Consider the following 16,205-nt stretch of genomic DNA (forward strand, 5'->3'; position numbering starts at 1 on the left):
GCGGTGGAGGGGGCCCTGCCCGCCACGGGTGACGATCCGGTGGCGGGCAGGACTGCGCGGTTCCGCGGTTCCTACCGGTTCTGCCAGGAGGCGAGGAGTCCCTCGTACACCTCGGTGTCCGTGAGCTCGCGCGGGTCAGGGCCGGCGTGGAAGAAGCCGGCGTTCTCCGCGCCCAGCTTCCGCAGGAAGTCGAAGCCCTTGGCGTCGTGCTCGCCGAACGCGACGAACTGCCAGAACAGCGGCAGCTCGGCGGCGTCCGCGAGCGCCTTCTCGGCGGCCTGCTTGGCGGTCGGGGCGCCGTCCGTCTGGAAGATCACGAACGCGGGACCGGTGGAGCCGGACTTCTCGTGCTGGGCGATCACTTCCTCGATGGCGCGGTGGTAGTTGGTACGTCCCATGTGGCCGAGCCCGGCGTGCAGCTCGTCGATGCGGCCCGCGTACTCGGTGAGGCTGAGCTCCCCGGTGCCGTCGATGTCCGTGGAGAAGAACACGACGCGGACGGTCGCGGCGTCGTCCAGGTGCGCGGAGAGGCCGAGGGCCTGCTCGGCGAGATTCTGGACGCTGCCGTCCTTGTAGTACGGCCGCATCGAGCCCGACCGGTCCAGTACGAGGTACACGTCGGCCCGGGCCCCGGCGAGCCCCCGCGCCTTGAGCACGGCGCCGGCGGCCTTGTAGGCCCCGACGAGCTCGGGAGCGCGCGACTTGACCCGGGCAGGGGAGTACGCGGGCTTCTCGCCGTCGACCCCGGCGGCTTCGGGTTCGGCCGCGGCTTCGGGTTCGGCGGCCACCTGTGGCTCGACCACGGCGGCTTCGGGTTCGGCGGCGGCTTCCGCCTCGACCACGGCGGCTTCGGGTTCGGCCGGAGCGGCTTCCGGCTCCGGTTCGGTGACAAGCGCCTCCGGCTCCGCCGGGGTCACGGCTTCCGGGGCAGCAGCCTTGGGATCCACGGCGGCTTCGGCCGTGGGGACCGCCGGCTCGGGCTCGGCCGCGGTCTCTTCGGCAGCCGGTGCCGCGTCGGACTCCGCCGGGGTCACAGCTTGGGAGACCGCGTCGGCGTCGGTCTCCGAAGCCGCTTCGGGCTCCGGCTCCGGCTCCGGCTCGGCGGCCGCCGGCTCCACCGGGGCGGCGGCCTCGGCCTGGGGCTCGGTGGCCGGCGCCTCCGTCTCCGGGACCGCCGCGGTCACCGGATCGGCCTCTGCGGCGGTCTCCGGGACGGCCGAGGCTTCCGGGACGGCCGGGGCCGCCTTCCGCTCCGCCGGGGCGTCCGCCTCGCGGCCCGGGGTGAGGTCGCGCTTCGGCTGCGGCGGGACGGAGGGGTTGTCGAACGCCGCCGCCACCAGTTCCGCCGCCGTGCTGCTCCCCGACTGCGCGGGCACCGTGGCCGGCACGTGGGCCGGGGTCGCGGTCGTCGGCTCCGCCGACTGGGCGCGTTCGGACTGGGCCGGAACGGCCACCGTCTGCTCGTCACGGACGGCGGTGGTTTCTCGGTCGCGTCCGAACACCTTGCGCAGCAAGCTCCGAATACCCATGGGCGAGGCCTTTCACATGAGTTGGGTGCGATGTTTGTCCGTACTGCGGGAAAAATCCCTGGCCAGGGTGGACACGTAAGGTTAGCGGCCGCTCCGGGCGATCTCCGGGAGGGTAGGCCGAACTCGGCGCACTCAAGACCCGCGCGGGTGAACTCCCGCCCGGACGTGCCGGATTCACTTGCCGTTCATCCGTCGGCCGCCGCATTGCAGACAGACGCACCTAACGTCGCGGCGGACACATTCCGACACGATGTCGGCGCAGGGCGCGCCGCTGTGAAGTCAAACGGAGGACAACGTGCGCAAACTGCTGCCGCTCATCGGTACCCCGCACGCGGGGGGCCGTTCCGCGCTCACCTGCCGTTACCGCTGCGGCGACGCCTGCTTCCACGAGGTTCCGAACACCAGCGACAACGAGTACTCCGGCGACCTGATAGCCGGTGCCCTGTCGAGACGGTCCATGATGCGCGCCGCCGCCGTGGTGACCGTAGTGGCCGCCGCCGGCACCGGCGCGCTCGTCGGCCAGGGCGGCGGCGCCCAGGCCGTCGCCGCGGCCCCGGCCGCGAACAGCCACCGGCACGGCAGCAGCAAGGGCGCCCGCGGCCTCCGCTTCACCCCCGTCGCCCCCAACACCGCCGACCAGGTCACCGTCCCGGAGGGCTACGCCCAGAACGTCGTGATCCGCTGGGGCGACCCGATCCTGCGCGGCGCGCCCGCCTTCGACGCGGACAAGCAGACCGCCAAGGCGCAGGCCGGCCAGTTCGGCTACAACAACGACTTCCTGAGCCTGCTCCCTCTCCGGGACGAGCGGGACCGTCAGGTACTCGTGGCCAACCACGAGTACACGGACGAGATCCTGATGTTCAAGGGGTACGACCCGGCGAACCCCACCCGCGAGCAGGTGGAGATCGCCTGGGCCGCGCACGGCCTCTCGGTCGTCGTTGTCCAGGAGGAGCACCGCAGCGGCAAGCTCACCCCGGTCACCCGCCACCACCTCAACCGCCGTCTGACGGCCACGAGCGAGTTCAGGCTCACCGGGCCCGCCGCCGGCAGCCCCCTGCTGAAGACCTCCGTCGACCCGACGGGCACCAAGGTGCTGGGCACCCTCAACAACTGCGCCGGAGGCACCACTCCGTGGGGCACCACGCTCCACGGCGAGGAGAACTTCAACCAGTACTTCGCCAACGGCAGCAGCGCCACCGACAAGCGCTACGGCCTCGGCAGCGGCGCGACCGAGCGCAAGTGGGAGCGTTTCGACAAGCGCTTCGACGCCGCCCAGGAGCCCAACGAGTCGCACCGCCACGGCTGGGTCGTCGAGCTCGACCCGTACGACCCGGACTCGACCCCGCGCAAGCGCACCGCGCTCGGCCGCTTCAAGCACGAGGCCGCGCAGCCCCGGCTGACGGACGACGGCCGCCCGGTGGTCTACATGGGCGACGACGAGCGCTTCGACTACTTCTACAAGTTCGTCTCGTCGAAGCGGATGAAGAAGGGCAACTCCCGCGCTGCCCGCGAGCACAACCTCACCCTCCTCGACGACGGCACGCTGTACGTCGCCAAGCTCACCGGCGACTCCCCGGCAGCTGAGATCGACGGCACGGGCAAGCTGCCCGACGACGGCGAGTTCGACGGCAGCGGCGTCTGGATTCCGCTCGCGACCGGCAGCACCTCCCACGTCCCCGGCATGACCGCCGAGGAGGTGTACGTCTTCACGCGCCTCGCGGGCGACAAGGTCGGCGCCACCAAGATGGACCGCCCCGAGGATGTCGAGCCGTCGCCGCGCACCGGCCGGGTGTACATCGCGCTCACCAACAACGGCGACCGTGGCAAGCCGGGCAAGGCGGGAGCGGACGAGGCCAACCCGCGGAACCTCAACAAGCACGGCCACATCCTCGAGCTCGCCGAGCACTGGGACGACCCGGCCTCCGACGGCTTCGCCTGGCGTCTCTTCCTGGTCGCGGGTGACCCGAACGACCCCTCGACGTACTTCGCGGGCTACCCCAAGGACAAGGTCAGCCCCATCTCCTGCCCGGACAACGTGGCCTTCGATCCGCACGGCAACCTGTGGATCTCCACCGACGGCAACCAGCTCGGCACGCACGACGGCCTGTTCGGTGTCGCGACGCGGGGCGAGCGGCGCGGTGAGCTCAAGCAGTTCCTGACCGTGCCCAAGGGCGCCGAGACCTGTGGGCCGGTCATTCAGGAACGCCGGGTCCTGGTGGCGGTGCAGCACCCGGGCGAGATCGACGGCGCGACCGTCGAGAAGCCGGCCTCGGCATGGCCCGACGGACCGGGCAAGCTGGTCCGTCCGTCCGTGGTCAGCGTCTGGCGCAAGGACTTCCGCGACATCGGTGTGTGAGTCCTGAGTTCACGGTTCACGCGGTGGCACCGACCTGCTCGCGCCACCGCGTGAACTGCTGGGCCGCATCACCCGTGTACGACCACGGCACTCGAGCCGCCCGCCCGTCCAGAGCCCGGAACAGGTGGGCGGCTTCGCCGTGCAGGCCCGCGTAACAGGCCGCATGGGCGAGGTAGTTGAGCTCGGCCACCTCCTCCGGCGGGAACGGCCCGTCCTGCGCGGCCGTGGTGCCCTCACGCGCGGCGATCCACCGGTCGAAGGTACGCCGCACCTCCTGGACCGCCAGCTCGTGGTTCCAGTGCTGCCCCACGTTCGAACCGCCCAGGACCTGCCGTCCCTTCGCGCCCTCCGCGATGTACCGGTACTCCTCCACCCGGGCGATCTGCACCAGGACCGGCAGTGGCGACCCCGGCGGCGCCGCGCCCGCCGCGTCGCGGGCGAAGTCGTACATCGTGCCGTGCGTGCCGTGCCAGCGCGCCGAGTAGTAACGCAGCATCTGCACATGGCCCTCGATGTTGTACGGATCGCGGTCGCGCAGCTCGCTCCACCAGCGGGCCAGTTCCCGGCGCTGCACCCCGCCCTCGTACAGCCGGGCGACAGTGAGCAGCGAGGCCCAGGGCATCGGGTCAGCGGGGCAGGCGTCGGCCGCCCGCAGGCAGGCCATCACCGCCAGGTCGATCCGGTCCCGGTCGACCTCGCCGCCGCGTCCGGTGGCGACGGCCACGTTGAAGATCCGTACGACTTCGGTGGCTGCCCGGAGCACCACCGCGTCCGGGTTCTCCGGCTCCGCCGCGAGCCACGACTCCACCGCGGTGCTGCCCGCCGCCGCGTGCGCGAGGAGACGCAGGCGGTGGGTGCGGCGCGACCGGACGGGGCCGGTCGCCAGGAGGAGATCGCGTACGCCCTGCCATCTCCCGATAACGATGTCGTGCCGGGCGGCCGTGAGTGGGCGGTCCCCGAAGTCGGGGTCGAAGTCGGGTACGAAGCGGCGGCGTGCGGGGGCCATCTGCGAGCCTCCTCTCATCGGGTCGGGAGCCCGGGCGGCGAGTCGGGGCCGGGCCGGGTTCGGGTCAGAAGTCGGTGGCCAGGGCGTCGTCCGCGTAGTCGGGACGGCCCGAGCCGGAGTTGACGTACGACTCGTCGATCTCGATGGTGCGGGTGGCATCCAGCTTGGCCGGACGGTAGTACGAACTCCCCTGCTTCCAATACCAGATCATGGGGACCAGCCCGACAGCGAGCCCGCCGATGCCGATCGCGATCGACGTGGCGCTGAGCTCGGTCAGCGACTCGTAGAAGATCCAGAACATGAACAGGGCGCCGAACAGCGGCCAGGCCCCGCCGAGGAGGAAGTCCGCCGGGGACTTCAGGAGCATCTTGCGGTACGCGACGACGGCCGCGATGCCCGCGAGACCGTAGTAGACGGCGATCTGGAGGCCGATCGCGGCGACCGCGTCGGACAGGATGTCGCCGACGGAGCCGAGCGCGTTGGCGGCGACGAACATGGCCAGCGCCACCGCCCCGACCACGGCGATCGCCACCCATGGTGTGTTCCAGCGGCGGTGCACCCGGCCGAGCGCGGACGGCAGCGTACGGTCGCGGCCCATCGCGAACAGCGAGCGGGTGACCTGGATGAGTGTGGTCTCCAGGGTGGCGATGGTGGACAGCATCACGGCGACGACGAGCAGTTTCCCGCCGAGGCCCGGCCAGATGGCCTCGCCCAGCACGGCCAGCACATTGGCGCTGTTCTTCTCGATGTCCCCGGCGCTGACGATGACGTTCACGGCGATCGTGAACACCTCGAAGAGGAGGAAGACGATGCCGATTCCGACCAGGCCGGCCAGCCCGGCGGTCCGGCGGCTGTTGCGGGTCTCCTCGCTGAGGTTGCTGGTGACGTCCCAGCCCCAGTAATAGAACGCGGCGATCAGCGCGCCCGAGGCGAAGCCGGAGACCCCGTCGAAGTGGCCGAAGCCGAGCCAGGACCAGTCGAAGGCGGCGGCGGATCCGTGGTGCAGGAGGGCGCCGAACGCGAAGAGGACGAGGACCAGCAGCTCGACCCCGGACATGAGCAGCTGCGCGCGTACGGTCAGCCGGGCGCCGCCCAGCACAACCAGCAGCATCACCAGGAACCAGCCGGCGCCGACCAGCGTGGCCAGGGCGGTGCTGGTGGCGAGTTCGGCGTCGAAGAGGGAGAGGGTCAGGGCGCCGGCCGGTACCGAGCCCGCCACCATGAAGATCGTCGCGGAAATGACCAGGGCCCAGCCGCTGAGGAAGCCCAGAAACGGGTGCAGCGTGCGGCCCACCCACGAGTAGCTGGCGCCCGCGTTGACGTCGATCCGGCCGAGCCTGCCGAACGCGAGGGCGATGCCCAGCATCGGTATCGCGCAGTAGAGCAGGGCGGCCGGGGCGGCGAAGCCGACGGCTCCGACGAGGACGGCCGTGGTGGCGGCGAGCGAGTAGGCCGGGGCACTGCCCGCGACCGCCATCACGATCGTGTCGAACGTACTGAGGGCGTTGGGCGTCAGGCCCCGGCCGGCGTTGCTGCTCATGGCTCTCACTGCTTCCGGAAGTGCGCCCTGCCCGGCTGCGGAAACCTGTGCCGGCACGGCATATGGCGGAACGTCAGGTGCGGATGGCGGTGCGGATGGCGGTGCAAATTGCGGTGCGGGTGCGGCTGGGAACGGGGTGCGGGCAGGGATCGGAACAGACCCCTCCGCACGCGAAGACCGAGCGCATCGTAGTCGCCGCCCGGGAGTTCGGCCTACGCGGGCCGGGCAGTCCGGTGGGCCGAGTCGTGGACGCGGCTACCGGCATGTGCCTTCCGGTCCGCAGGTGGCGGGTGGCCGCCATGGCAGCTACCCGCCAACCATCTTCTCCGAGAACATCGAGGGAGCGGCGGGTACCGGGAAGATCTCCGGCGGCACGCTGGAGGTCTCGTTCGACGACGGCAGGACATGGTCGAAGGCCGAACTCGACGGCGTTCGGGGCAAGGCCGCCGCCTGGGCGGGCTCGGTGCGCGTCCCGGCGGAGGCCCAGTACATGTCCCTTCGGGCGTCGGCCTCCGACGACCGGGGCGGTTCGGTCGAGCAGGAGATCATCCGCGCGGTGGGTGTGAAGAGGTAGCACCGCCGTCGCGGGGAGGCCCGGCCGCGCCGATCGGGCGCGGCCGGGCCCCCCGCCGCGTGGAGCAAGACCACGGCCGTACCGGGCCGCTGAGACAGAAGGTGGCGACGCACCCGGCTCGGAGCTCAGGCGCTCAGCGGCGTGGGGAGGCGATGGCGCGGGCCGCGGCCGTCTCCTGGCCGAGCGGGGCCAGCACGCTGTGCCGGCCCGCCGCCGGTTCGGTGCGGACCTCCACGAGCGTGTCGCTGCTGCGCAGGTTCGCCGCCAGCTCCCGCAGTTGGCCGGTGATCGCGTCGACCTCCTCCGGGGGCGGCTCGGCGGCCCCTTGGTCGACCCGGACACGCGCCGCTGTCGTCGCGTCGACGATCCGCTCGACCGCGACGACCAGCGGCCACCATGCGGCGGCCCGCGCCCCCATGGGCGGGGGTTCGGTCAGGGCCCGCTGGAACTCGGACCGTACGACCGACAGTTCGCGGTAGATCCGGCGGCGCGCCCGGACCCGCGCCGCCTGATCCCGGGGCTGCGTACCGAATGCCTGCCCGACATAGTGCGCCGCATCGTCCACCGCGTCCGCCAGCCTGGCCCCGATCCGGGTGTGCCAGCTCTCGGGCCACAGCAGATAGCCCGCGACGAGTGCGATCGCACACCCGATGAGGCTGTCGACCAGACGCGGCAGCACCAGAGCCGTACCCTCCCGGTTGAGGATGTCGGAGAGCAGCAGGATCACGGGCGTGATGGCCGCGGTCTGAAACGCGTACCCCTTCGTCGAGAACGCCGGGATCAGCGCGGCCAGCACCGCCATCACGGGCACTTCCCACATGCCGAGCGGTACCTCCGCCAGTACCACCGCCGCGACGACCAGGCCGGCCGCCGTGCCGAGCGCCCGCAGAACGGCCCGCGAGAAGACCGACCCGAAGTCGGGCTTGAGGACGAACGTGACCGTGAGCGCGACCCAGTAGGAGCGCGGCACGGGCACCAGCGAGACCAGGGCCTGTGCCAGGCCGATGCACAGCGCGAGCCGCAGCCCGTAGCGCCAGGAGGCGCCGGAGAGCATGACGTTGCGCGCGCCCCGCCTCAGCCGCACGCCCAGCGCCGCCGGCAGGCCGAGCCGGTCGGCCATGTCGTAGGGGCCGGGGTCGCTCTCGTGCACGACGGCCGCCGCGTGTCGCAGTGCGGCGTCGACCGCGCGCTCCGAGGGTGTCCGGGGTGCGGGCAGCTCGTAGTCCACGGTCCCCGTGCGGCCCTGCTCGACGGCGTCGGCGAGGTCGCGTACGGCGGAGGGGATCGCTTCGGGCAGCGAACGGCCGTCCTGCCGGGCGGCCAGATGGACGGCGGGAGCCGCTTCGGCGAGCGGGATGACCGTGTTGAGCTGGGCGAGTACCCGTACGAGCGCCGTGCTGCGGCCGTGGTTACGCGTGCGCCGCGCGAGGATCAGGTCGTACGCCTGGTTGAGCGACTGGGTGAGATCCTGCCGCCGGTCGTCGTACTCGTCCGTGCCCGCGGCCTCCAGCAAGGCGGCGAGCGACCGGTACGTGGCCGCGACCGCGGCCCGCTCCGGCACCCCGCCCCGCACCGGCCATCCCAGCAGGGTCAGCAGCAGCACGAACAGCCCGCCGAGAAGAATCAGGACCGGGGGCTTCCACCAGGGCTCCGGCATCGGCAGGCCTGCTCCGACCACTGCGTTGAGCAGGAGGAGCAATCCGGACACGGATGCGACCGCGCCGATCGACGAGATCATGCCGGACACGAGCGCGACCAGGACGAGCGCGGCGACCGCGAGCCGGCCCTCGCCGTGGACGAGGGTGCCAAGGGTGACGCCGATCGCGCCGAAGGTCTGCGGTACGGCGATGTTGAGGATCCGCATCCGGTACGCGTCGGCGGTGTCGCCGATCACGCCGTTCAGCGCCCCCATCGAGACCAGTGCCCCGTACGCCGGCCGGTCGGCGGCCAGGCCGACGGCAAGGGGGACGGACAGGGCGACGGCGGCGCGGGCCATCGCCGCCCATCGAAGGGAGGCGGGCTGCGGGCGCAGGCCTTTCAGCAGCCACTCCGGCGGAGTGAAGGGAGCGAGACGTCCCCCGCGCGCCCCGTTCCCGGAGCCGGCCTCGGCCCTGTCCCCGTGCCCGCCCTCGTGCTTGTCGCTGCTCACCGGTTGTTCCCGTGCATGTCGTACAGGTCCAGTTCCACGAGCAGAGCCCGGTGGTCGGTGTCAGCGAGGTCCAGGAAGCGCGCCGACCTGGCCCGGAAGTCGCCGCTGACCAGCACATGGTCGATCTGTGTCCCCGGCATCCAGGGATGGTCCGCCGGCCAGCTCGGCGTACGGGACCGGCCGGCGAGCCGGGCGCTGTCGTGCAGACCGCCCGCGTCGAGCAGGGCGCGGAAGGCGGCGTGGTCCTGGGATGCGTTGAAGTCGCCCGCGAGGATGGCGGGCCGGCCCTTCACCGCGGCGGCGTGGTGCTGCAGGGCGCCGAGTTCGCTTCGCCACAGGGAGACCCCGCCTGGAACCGGCGGCAGCGGGTGGGCGAGCTGGAGCTGTACGGACCGGCCGCCGATCCGCGCCACCGCACCCGGCATCGCGAGGACCCCGGGCACGCCTTCCGAGGTGCTCAGCGGGTGGACGCTGAGGATCGCGGAGCCCTCCGCGCCGCCCGCCTCGACCACGTTGCGGAACGGATAGTCCTTGCGCGGCAGGCGGGATTCGAGCGCCCCCGAGCACGTGTAGTCGCACTCCTGGACGAAGACCAGATCCGGTTTCTCGCGCCGGACGGTGTCCAGCAACCCCTCGGTCCCACCCCCGAATTCGACGTTCGCGGTCAGCACGCGCAGATGGGCGACGACCTGTCCGTGCGCGCCGGTCGCGTCCGCGCCGTACGGGCGTACGAGCCAGCCGGTCCCTGCGAGTGCGACGAGCGCCCACACCAGGCCGGTCCGCCAGCGGGCCGCGGCGGCGAGCAGCAGGCCGAGTCCGGCCGGGGCGAAGAGCCAGGGCAGGAAGGCGAGGAGCTGGGGAACGGGCGTCACGCCGTCCGCGTCCGCCGCTCGGAAGCCGAGGAGCACGCTGACCCCGGCCAGGAGCAGCCCGCCACACCGGGCGGCGAACCGCCGCCACCCCGGTGGGCCGGGCGGGGGCACCGCCGGCTGCGCCGCCCGCACCGCCGCTCCGAACGCGGCGGCCGCCCCAGGTGCGTCGCCGTCCCGGCTCACCACACTGTCTGTGCCGTCCACAGGAGCAGGCCTCTCGTTTCGCCGATGCCCAATTCTCCCGCAGTGGCGGTCTCAGGCCTGCCGGGGCGCGTAGTCCCGGAGCGCGTTGATCAGCATCTCCACGCCGAACGTGAACTCCGCCTCGAAGTCGACCGCCGCCAGGACCGGTGCCACCCTCTCCACCGCCGGGAAGCCGCAGCCGGCCAGGCGGGCCGTCCGCTTGCGCACCGCTGCCTCCTCGGTCCCGCTGAACGTCGGCGAGGCGTTCGCCTCGCGCAGCAGCGAGCCGATCTGGTACGCGATGAAGGTCCGCAGCGCGTGCACGGCAGTCGCCTCGTCGAACCCTCGGTCCAGCAGGATCGAGAGGACCGTGTCGATCGGCGCCAGCACGGTCGGGGACGACAGCTGGCGGGAGAGGACCAGCTCGCATGCGCGCGGGTGCCGCAGCGAGGACCGGCGGAAGTTGTGCGCGACCGTTCGTACGCCGTCCTCCCAGCTGCCCTCGAAGCGCAGGGGGAGACTCAGATCCGTGGTGATGTACTCCGTGACTCCGTCCAGGATGTCCGCCTTGCCGCGCACATGGTTGTAGAGCGACATAGCCTGAACATCCAGGTCAGCGGCGATGCGGCGCATGCTGACCGCGTCCACGCCCTCGTCGTCGATGATCCGCAGTGCGGCAGCGATGATTCGCTCCCGGTTCAACGGCGGTCGCGCCGCGGCCACTTGGGTGCGTGAGCCGGTGGACATGACTGCTCCTCAGGTCGGGTGGACCCATTGACGTACTTACAGCGTAAGTGCTTCGCTCGGACAGCGAACTTACGGTGTAAGCCAGGAAGGGGACACAGTAGATGCACGCGCGCCCCGCCGACCTCCGCGGGTCCGGAGAAGCCCGTGAGGCGCTGGTGTACGAACACATGGAGACCGAGAACCGGCACCAGTTCGACGCCACGCCGAGCACCTCCGGGCATCCCCGGGGCGAAATCCCCGCCACCGGGCAGGCCTTCGGCGGTGCTGACGGCGTCGCCGCGTACTACAGGACCTCGCGCACGGACTTCCCCGGCCGGCGCGACAAGGTCCCCTTCCTGAGGCGCGCGAAGGACGCCGCCTTCGCCGAGTCCGGTCCGACGGGCATCCGCCTGTACGGATCACCGCCCACCGGGCTCGAGTTCACCCGCCGGACGGCCGCCCCGCTCCTCTCCGAGGGCGGGCAACCGGCCCGCGAGCGCATCCACTCCGACTCCCCGACCATCCCCTCCCCGCTCGGCTTCGTACCAGGGCCACCGCTCTCCACGTAACGACGGAGGCACAGATGTCTGTGCATGTCACTCCCCCTTCCAGTCCCTCTCCCCACTGGTCCGAGGCGTTCCCGTCGGTCGATCCCCGGCGGACCGCCCGCACCGTCCACCACCTCGACTGCGCCTCCCTGTGCCCGCTGGGCACCGCACCGCTCGTGGGCCACTGTCTGCTCGTCGAGGCCGGCAGCGGGCTCGTCCTCATCGACACCGGCCTCGGTGCGGCGGACGTCTCCGACCCGCGCCGCCTCGGCCCGCTCTTCCGGGCCACCATGCGTCCCCGGCTCGATCTGTCCCGTACGGCGGTGCATCAGGTCCGAAACCTCGGCTATGACCCGCGGGATGTACGAGACATCGTTGTCACCCATCTGGACCTGGACCACGCCGGCGGCCTCGCCGACTTTCCCGAAGCGCGGGTGCACGTCATGGCGGACGAGTACCGGGCGGCGATGAGACGGGAGAGCCGCCTCGAAGCCGCGCGCTACGTCCCGGCGCACTGGGAGCACGGCCCGCAGTGGGTCATCCACGACACCGCGGATTCCGACTGGCTGGGCTTCCGCGCCTCCCGGGTCCTGAAGGCACCCGACATCCTGCTGGTCCCGCTCCCGGGCCACACCAGGGGGCACTGCGGGGTCGCCGTCCAGCAGCCGGACCGCTGGCTGCTGCACGCGGGGGACGCGTACTTCTTCCACGGCGAGGTGGACCTGCGCCGCCCCCGCTGCCCGCGTCCCGCGGGGCTGTACCAGCGCCTGGTCGCAGTGGACCACGAGTCGCGGATGACCCAGTTGGAACGCCTGCGCGAACTGCGGCGGGCGCAGCCGCGCCTGGTCCGGATGTTCTCTTCGCACGACGCGTACGAGTTCAGCCGCCTGACGGGCACCGGATAAAGGCCCGGTCCCGGACCCGGGTGGCCCGGCCGCCGGGCGGGGGCGAGGGGCCGCCGGCGGCCGGGCAGCGGCGGGGTCAGCGGCGGCCGCGGGCCAGTTCGGCGGTGTCCGTTGCCAGGGCCCAGACGACGAAGGCGCTGATGCCCATCGAGAACACCGCCCAGACCGGCTGGTACGGCAGGAACATGAACTGGAGCACGATGTTGAGGGCCGCCAGGGCGATGCCTGTCGTCCGGGCCCACTTCGCGCCCTTGAGGATGCCCCAGCCCGTGAAGGCCGCCACGAGGCCGACGATCAGGTGGATCCAGCCCCAGGTGGTGATGTCGAAGGAGAAGACGTAGTCGCCGATGCGCGTGTAGACGTCGTCCTCGGCGATGGCGGCGATGCCCTCGATGATGCTCATCAGCCCGGTCACCAGCAGCAGGACACCGGCGAACAGCGTGCCGCCGGCGGCCCAGCCGGCATCGGCCTTCGGCCTCGTCGTGGTGGACGCTGAGCTCTGGGTGGTCATGGGAGGCCTCCTGGGTGACGGATCGACTACCTCCCCATACTGGGCACAGCTGGGCAATGCGGGCGGTCTGATTAGGCCGGTCGAGCGACGTCCAGGTAGTCGCGCAGGGCAGCGTTGAACTCCGCCGGGCGCTCGAGATTCGGCATGTGGGCCGCGGACTCGACGACGCACAGCGTCGAGTCGGGGATCGCCGCGTGCATCGCCTCCGCTTCGGCGACCGGGGTGTACTCGTCGTCGCGTCCCACCACGACCAGTGCCGGAACCGTGACCCGGGTGAGGAGTTCGCGGTAGTCGGGGCGTTCGGCACGGCCGCGGAGCGCGGCCGCGGCGCCTTCGGGGTCGGTGCCGCACATCATGCGGTGCACATGGGCTGCGGTCTCGGGGTCGGCGTCCGGCGCGACCATCTTGTGGAGAACTTCGTCGGCGTACCCGCGCATCCCGTCGCGCAGCAGCCTGTCGGCCATCTCGTAGCGGGCCGCCTTGCCCACCTCGGTCTCGGCGGCCGGGAAGGTGTCGGCCAGGATCAGCCCGCTGATGCGCTCGGGGAAGAGCCGGTAGCACTCCATGACGATCTGGCCGCCCATGGACAGCCCGCCGAGGACGAATCGCTCGACCCCGAGATGGTCCAGCAGCGCCGCTGTGTCGGCGGCGAAGGCGGAGAGCGGGGTCACCCCGGGTTCGACGGTCGACGCGCCGTAGCCGCGCAGGTCGGGGGTGATCACGCGGTGGGTCTCCCCGAACGCGGCGAGCTGCGGGATCCACATCGTGCGGTCGAAGGGGTGGCCGTGGACGAGGACGAGCGGGGGGCCGCTGCGAGCGTCGCCCCGTCCGGTGTCGTCATAGCCGAAGGTGCGGGATCCGATGAGTGCGGAGGGCATGCCAGGAGGCTAGGCGCGGTCAACTCCTCGGTGCAATAGTCTCTTTGCTCTCGGTGCAATACGCGATCCCTGGTAGATACGCGATCCCTGGTGGAGAGGAGCAGGCCCGTGCCGGAGTACGTGCCGGACTACCTGAGGGTCGCCGAGGAGGTGGCCGCGGAGATCAGCACCGGCCGGCTGCGGCCCGGCGACCGACTGCCCACCCAGCGGGCGTTCGCACGCAGCCGCGGCATCGCCAACTCCACGGCGATCCGGGTGTACGGAGAGCTGGTGCGGCGAGGCCTGGTGGTCGGCGAGGTGGGTCGCGGGACTTTCGTCCGCGCGGCGCCCCCGGCGCCCGGCTCCGCCCTCGCGGAGGCGACCGGCACGGCGCCGGTGAACCTGGAGCTCAACTATCCGGTGGCAGAGGGGCAGTCGGAACTGATGGTCCGGAGCCTGGAGGGGCTCCTGCGCGCGGACTCGCTCGACGAAGCGACGGGGCCGGCCGCCGCGGCCGGCACACCCGAGGCGCGACGTGCGGCGGCCGGGCTGCTGGCCCGGGGCGGCTGGCAGCCCGATGCGGACCGCGTGCTCTTCGCCGGCAACGGCCGTCAGGCCATCGCCGCCGCGGTCTCCTCCCTGGTGCCGCCGGGCGGCAGACTGGGGGTGGAAGCGCTGACGTACCCGCTGGTCAAAGGGATCGCGGGGCGGTTGGGAGTGGCTCTTGTGCCGATCGCGACCGACGGCGAGGGGCTGCGCCCGGACGCGCTCGCGGCCGCCCACCGCAGTACGCCGCTCGGCGCCGTGTACGTACAGCCGACGCTTCACAATCCGCTCTCCGTGACGGCCGGGGAGGGGCGGCGGGCGGAGCTGGCCGCGGTGCTGGACGCGTGCCGTCTCCATGCGGTCGAGGACACCACATGGGCCTTTCTGGCCCCGGACGCGCCGCCTCCCCTCGCCGCGTACGCGCCGGGCCGGACGGTCCTGGTCGACAGCCTGTCCAAGCGTCTCGCCCCCGGGCTGTCCGTGGGCTTTCTCGTCGCCCCCGGCGGAGGCGCCGACGGACGCCCCGAAGCGCGCACCGGCGGATCTGCCGGCGGATCCGCCGGCGGACCTTGTCACGCGCTCGCCCGGACCCTGCGCTCCGGCGCCTGGACCGCCGGACGGTTCAACCTGGAGGCCGCCACTCGCTGGACCGTCGACGGTACCGTCGCCGCCGTGGTCGAGACCAAAAGGAAGGACGCGGCCACCCGGCAGGCCCTGGTGCGGGAGCATCTCGCCGGCTTCCGGGTGCATACCGACGTACGGGCGTACTACTGCTGGTGGGAGCTGCCCACGGGCTGCCGCGCCGAGACCTTCGTCGCCGCGGCGGCGGGGCACGGGATCGCCGTCACCCCGGGCTCCGCGTTCGCGGTCGGCTCGCGCACCGCCCCGGACGCCGTCAGGATCGGGCTCGCCTCACCGCCCGTGCAGACCCTCGCGTACGCGCTCAGGACGCTCGCCGGGATCGCCCGGGGGTAGTTGTCCCGGAGGCTCGGCCACGTCGTCGGGCCGCCCGGTTCCCAGCCGCCCGCCGAGCCAGGCACCGAGCGCCACCGCCAGGCCCAGGACGAGGATCACCCAGGCCGTTGTGCGCAGGAAGCCCGTCAGCGCGTCGTACACCGCGCCGGCGGCCGCGCGGTCCACCTCCGGCGGCAGGTCGCCGAGGGAGAGCCGGCGGCCGACGACGACGCCGGCCCACAGCAGGGCCGCGCCCACCGCGAGGCCCAGCCCGGTGGCGGCCAGCGCGCGGCGGCGGCGAGCGGCGACGGCCACGGCGCCCACCGCGAGCAGCAGGGTGAGGACGGGCAGCCAGACTCCGGCGATCTGCAGCACGTGGAAGCCTTTCCGGAATTCGTCGAGCTGGTCGGACTCCAGGACGGTGATCTCGGCGTGTTCCACGGGGATCCGGTCCGCGAACGGCACGGCGTCCGCGGCCAGTTCCCGCTTGACCTGCTCGATGACGGGAGCCAGGTCGATGGTCACCTTGGTGCCGGAGCCGCTGGTCAGCGCCTCCTCGACGGCGGCGTGGGCGGCACGGTTGACCGCGTTCCACGTGGTCCGGAAGGCATCGGTGCCGACGAAGGACCGTACGGCCTCGCCGAGATACTTCTCGACGCCGGACTGGAGCGGCCGGGCGTCGATCTCCTGCACGATCGTTTCGTCGATGCGCTCGGCGACGGCGTGCTGTACGGCGGGGTCGGAGGCCAGGGGAGCCATGACCTCGACATAGCGGCCCGCATCACCGACCTCAAGATCGGCCCAGACGGCGAGAGCGCTCAGCGGCACCATGACGGCCACAAGAACGCTCAGTACCGCTGACAGGAGGGTCCGCACGTCTCCAGGGAATGACGGGGCCGGGCCGGGCGCGAGTGGTGCTGGTGCACGCGGGTGGCGTGCGGCTCGGGCC

General features: G+C 72.2%; 14 protein-coding genes. 5 read left to right on the forward strand and 9 right to left on the reverse strand.

From position 1 onward, the window contains the following. Positions 1-71 precede the first annotated feature (71 nt). Positions 72-1,529: a VWA domain-containing protein gene (locus AB0M62_RS06695; protein ID WP_366073014.1), complete on the reverse strand. Its 1,458-nt coding sequence runs from the start codon at positions 1,527-1,529 to the stop codon at positions 72-74. A gap of 295 nt (positions 1,530-1,824) precedes the next feature. Between AB0M62_RS06695 and AB0M62_RS06700 the strand changes: the two genes are divergently transcribed. Then, a complete protein-coding gene (locus tag AB0M62_RS06700) occupies positions 1,825-3,885 on the forward strand; it encodes a PhoX family protein (protein ID WP_366073015.1) in 2,061 nt (686 codons plus the stop codon). Between the two features lie 16 nt (positions 3,886-3,901). On the opposite strand, the gene AB0M62_RS06705 is transcribed toward AB0M62_RS06700, so the two are convergent. Both AB0M62_RS06705 and AB0M62_RS06710 read right to left on the reverse strand, forming a co-directional pair. Then, positions 3,902-4,891 carry a hypothetical protein gene (locus AB0M62_RS06705; protein WP_366073016.1) on the reverse strand — a complete coding sequence of 330 codons (990 nt, stop codon included), beginning with the start codon at positions 4,889-4,891 and terminating at the stop codon, positions 3,902-3,904. A gap of 64 nt (positions 4,892-4,955) precedes the next feature. Further along, positions 4,956-6,431 carry an APC family permease gene (locus tag AB0M62_RS06710; protein ID WP_366073017.1) on the reverse strand — a complete coding sequence of 492 codons (1,476 nt, stop codon included), beginning with the start codon at positions 6,429-6,431 and terminating at the stop codon, positions 4,956-4,958. Between the two features lie 283 nt (positions 6,432-6,714). Between AB0M62_RS06710 and AB0M62_RS06715 the strand changes: the two genes are divergently transcribed. Beyond that, positions 6,715-7,005 (forward strand): hypothetical protein, encoded by a 291-nt coding sequence (locus AB0M62_RS06715; protein ID WP_366073018.1) that lies wholly within the window; start codon positions 6,715-6,717, stop codon positions 7,003-7,005. Positions 7,006-7,138: 133 nt separating this feature from the next. Here AB0M62_RS06715 and AB0M62_RS06720 read toward each other — a convergent pair whose 3' ends face one another. From AB0M62_RS06720 to AB0M62_RS06730, 3 genes are all read right to left on the reverse strand, one after another. Beyond that, a complete protein-coding gene (locus AB0M62_RS06720) occupies positions 7,139-9,001 on the reverse strand; it encodes an FUSC family protein (RefSeq protein WP_366073072.1) in 1,863 nt (620 codons plus the stop codon). Between the two features lie 149 nt (positions 9,002-9,150). Further along, entirely contained in the window at positions 9,151-10,137 is a 987-nt protein-coding gene (locus tag AB0M62_RS06725) for an endonuclease/exonuclease/phosphatase family protein (protein WP_366073073.1), read from the reverse strand. Positions 10,138-10,281: 144 nt separating this feature from the next. After that, positions 10,282-10,956 (reverse strand): TetR/AcrR family transcriptional regulator C-terminal domain-containing protein, encoded by a 675-nt coding sequence (locus AB0M62_RS06730; protein ID WP_366073019.1) that lies wholly within the window; start codon positions 10,954-10,956, stop codon positions 10,282-10,284. A gap of 101 nt (positions 10,957-11,057) precedes the next feature. Here AB0M62_RS06730 and AB0M62_RS06735 point away from each other — a divergent pair, with 101 nt between their 5' ends. After that, a complete protein-coding gene (locus AB0M62_RS06735) occupies positions 11,058-11,504 on the forward strand; it encodes a hypothetical protein (RefSeq protein WP_366073020.1) in 447 nt (148 codons plus the stop codon). 14 nt (positions 11,505-11,518) lie between these two features. Beyond that, the gene (locus AB0M62_RS06740) at positions 11,519-12,388 is read left to right on the forward strand and encodes an MBL fold metallo-hydrolase (protein ID WP_366073021.1); all 870 of its coding nucleotides are present in this window, start codon (positions 11,519-11,521) and stop codon (positions 12,386-12,388) included. A gap of 76 nt (positions 12,389-12,464) precedes the next feature. Here the strand turns inward: AB0M62_RS06740 and AB0M62_RS06745 are convergent, their stop codons facing one another. Next, positions 12,465-12,899 (reverse strand): hypothetical protein, encoded by a 435-nt coding sequence (locus AB0M62_RS06745; protein WP_366073022.1) that lies wholly within the window; start codon positions 12,897-12,899, stop codon positions 12,465-12,467. A gap of 71 nt (positions 12,900-12,970) precedes the next feature. Next, positions 12,971-13,777: an alpha/beta fold hydrolase gene (locus tag AB0M62_RS06750; RefSeq protein WP_366073023.1), complete on the reverse strand. Its 807-nt coding sequence runs from the start codon at positions 13,775-13,777 to the stop codon at positions 12,971-12,973. 120 nt (positions 13,778-13,897) lie between these two features. On the opposite strand from AB0M62_RS06750, the gene AB0M62_RS06755 reads away from it, so the two are divergent. Beyond that, positions 13,898-15,277, forward strand: coding sequence for a PLP-dependent aminotransferase family protein (locus AB0M62_RS06755; RefSeq protein WP_366073074.1), 1,380 nt, complete (start codon positions 13,898-13,900; stop codon positions 15,275-15,277). Here the strand turns inward: AB0M62_RS06755 and AB0M62_RS06760 are convergent. Continuing rightward, the gene (locus tag AB0M62_RS06760; RefSeq protein ID WP_366073024.1) at positions 15,215-16,132 is read right to left on the reverse strand and encodes a hypothetical protein; all 918 of its coding nucleotides are present in this window, start codon (positions 16,130-16,132) and stop codon (positions 15,215-15,217) included. The two genes, AB0M62_RS06755 and AB0M62_RS06760, sit on opposite strands and share 63 nt — an antisense overlap. Between the last annotated feature and the right edge of the window lie 73 nt (positions 16,133-16,205).

Origin of the sequence: Streptomyces sp. NPDC051219 (genome assembly GCF_040682335.1) — a bacterium.
Classification (GTDB): domain Bacteria; phylum Actinomycetota; class Actinomycetes; order Streptomycetales; family Streptomycetaceae; genus Streptomyces.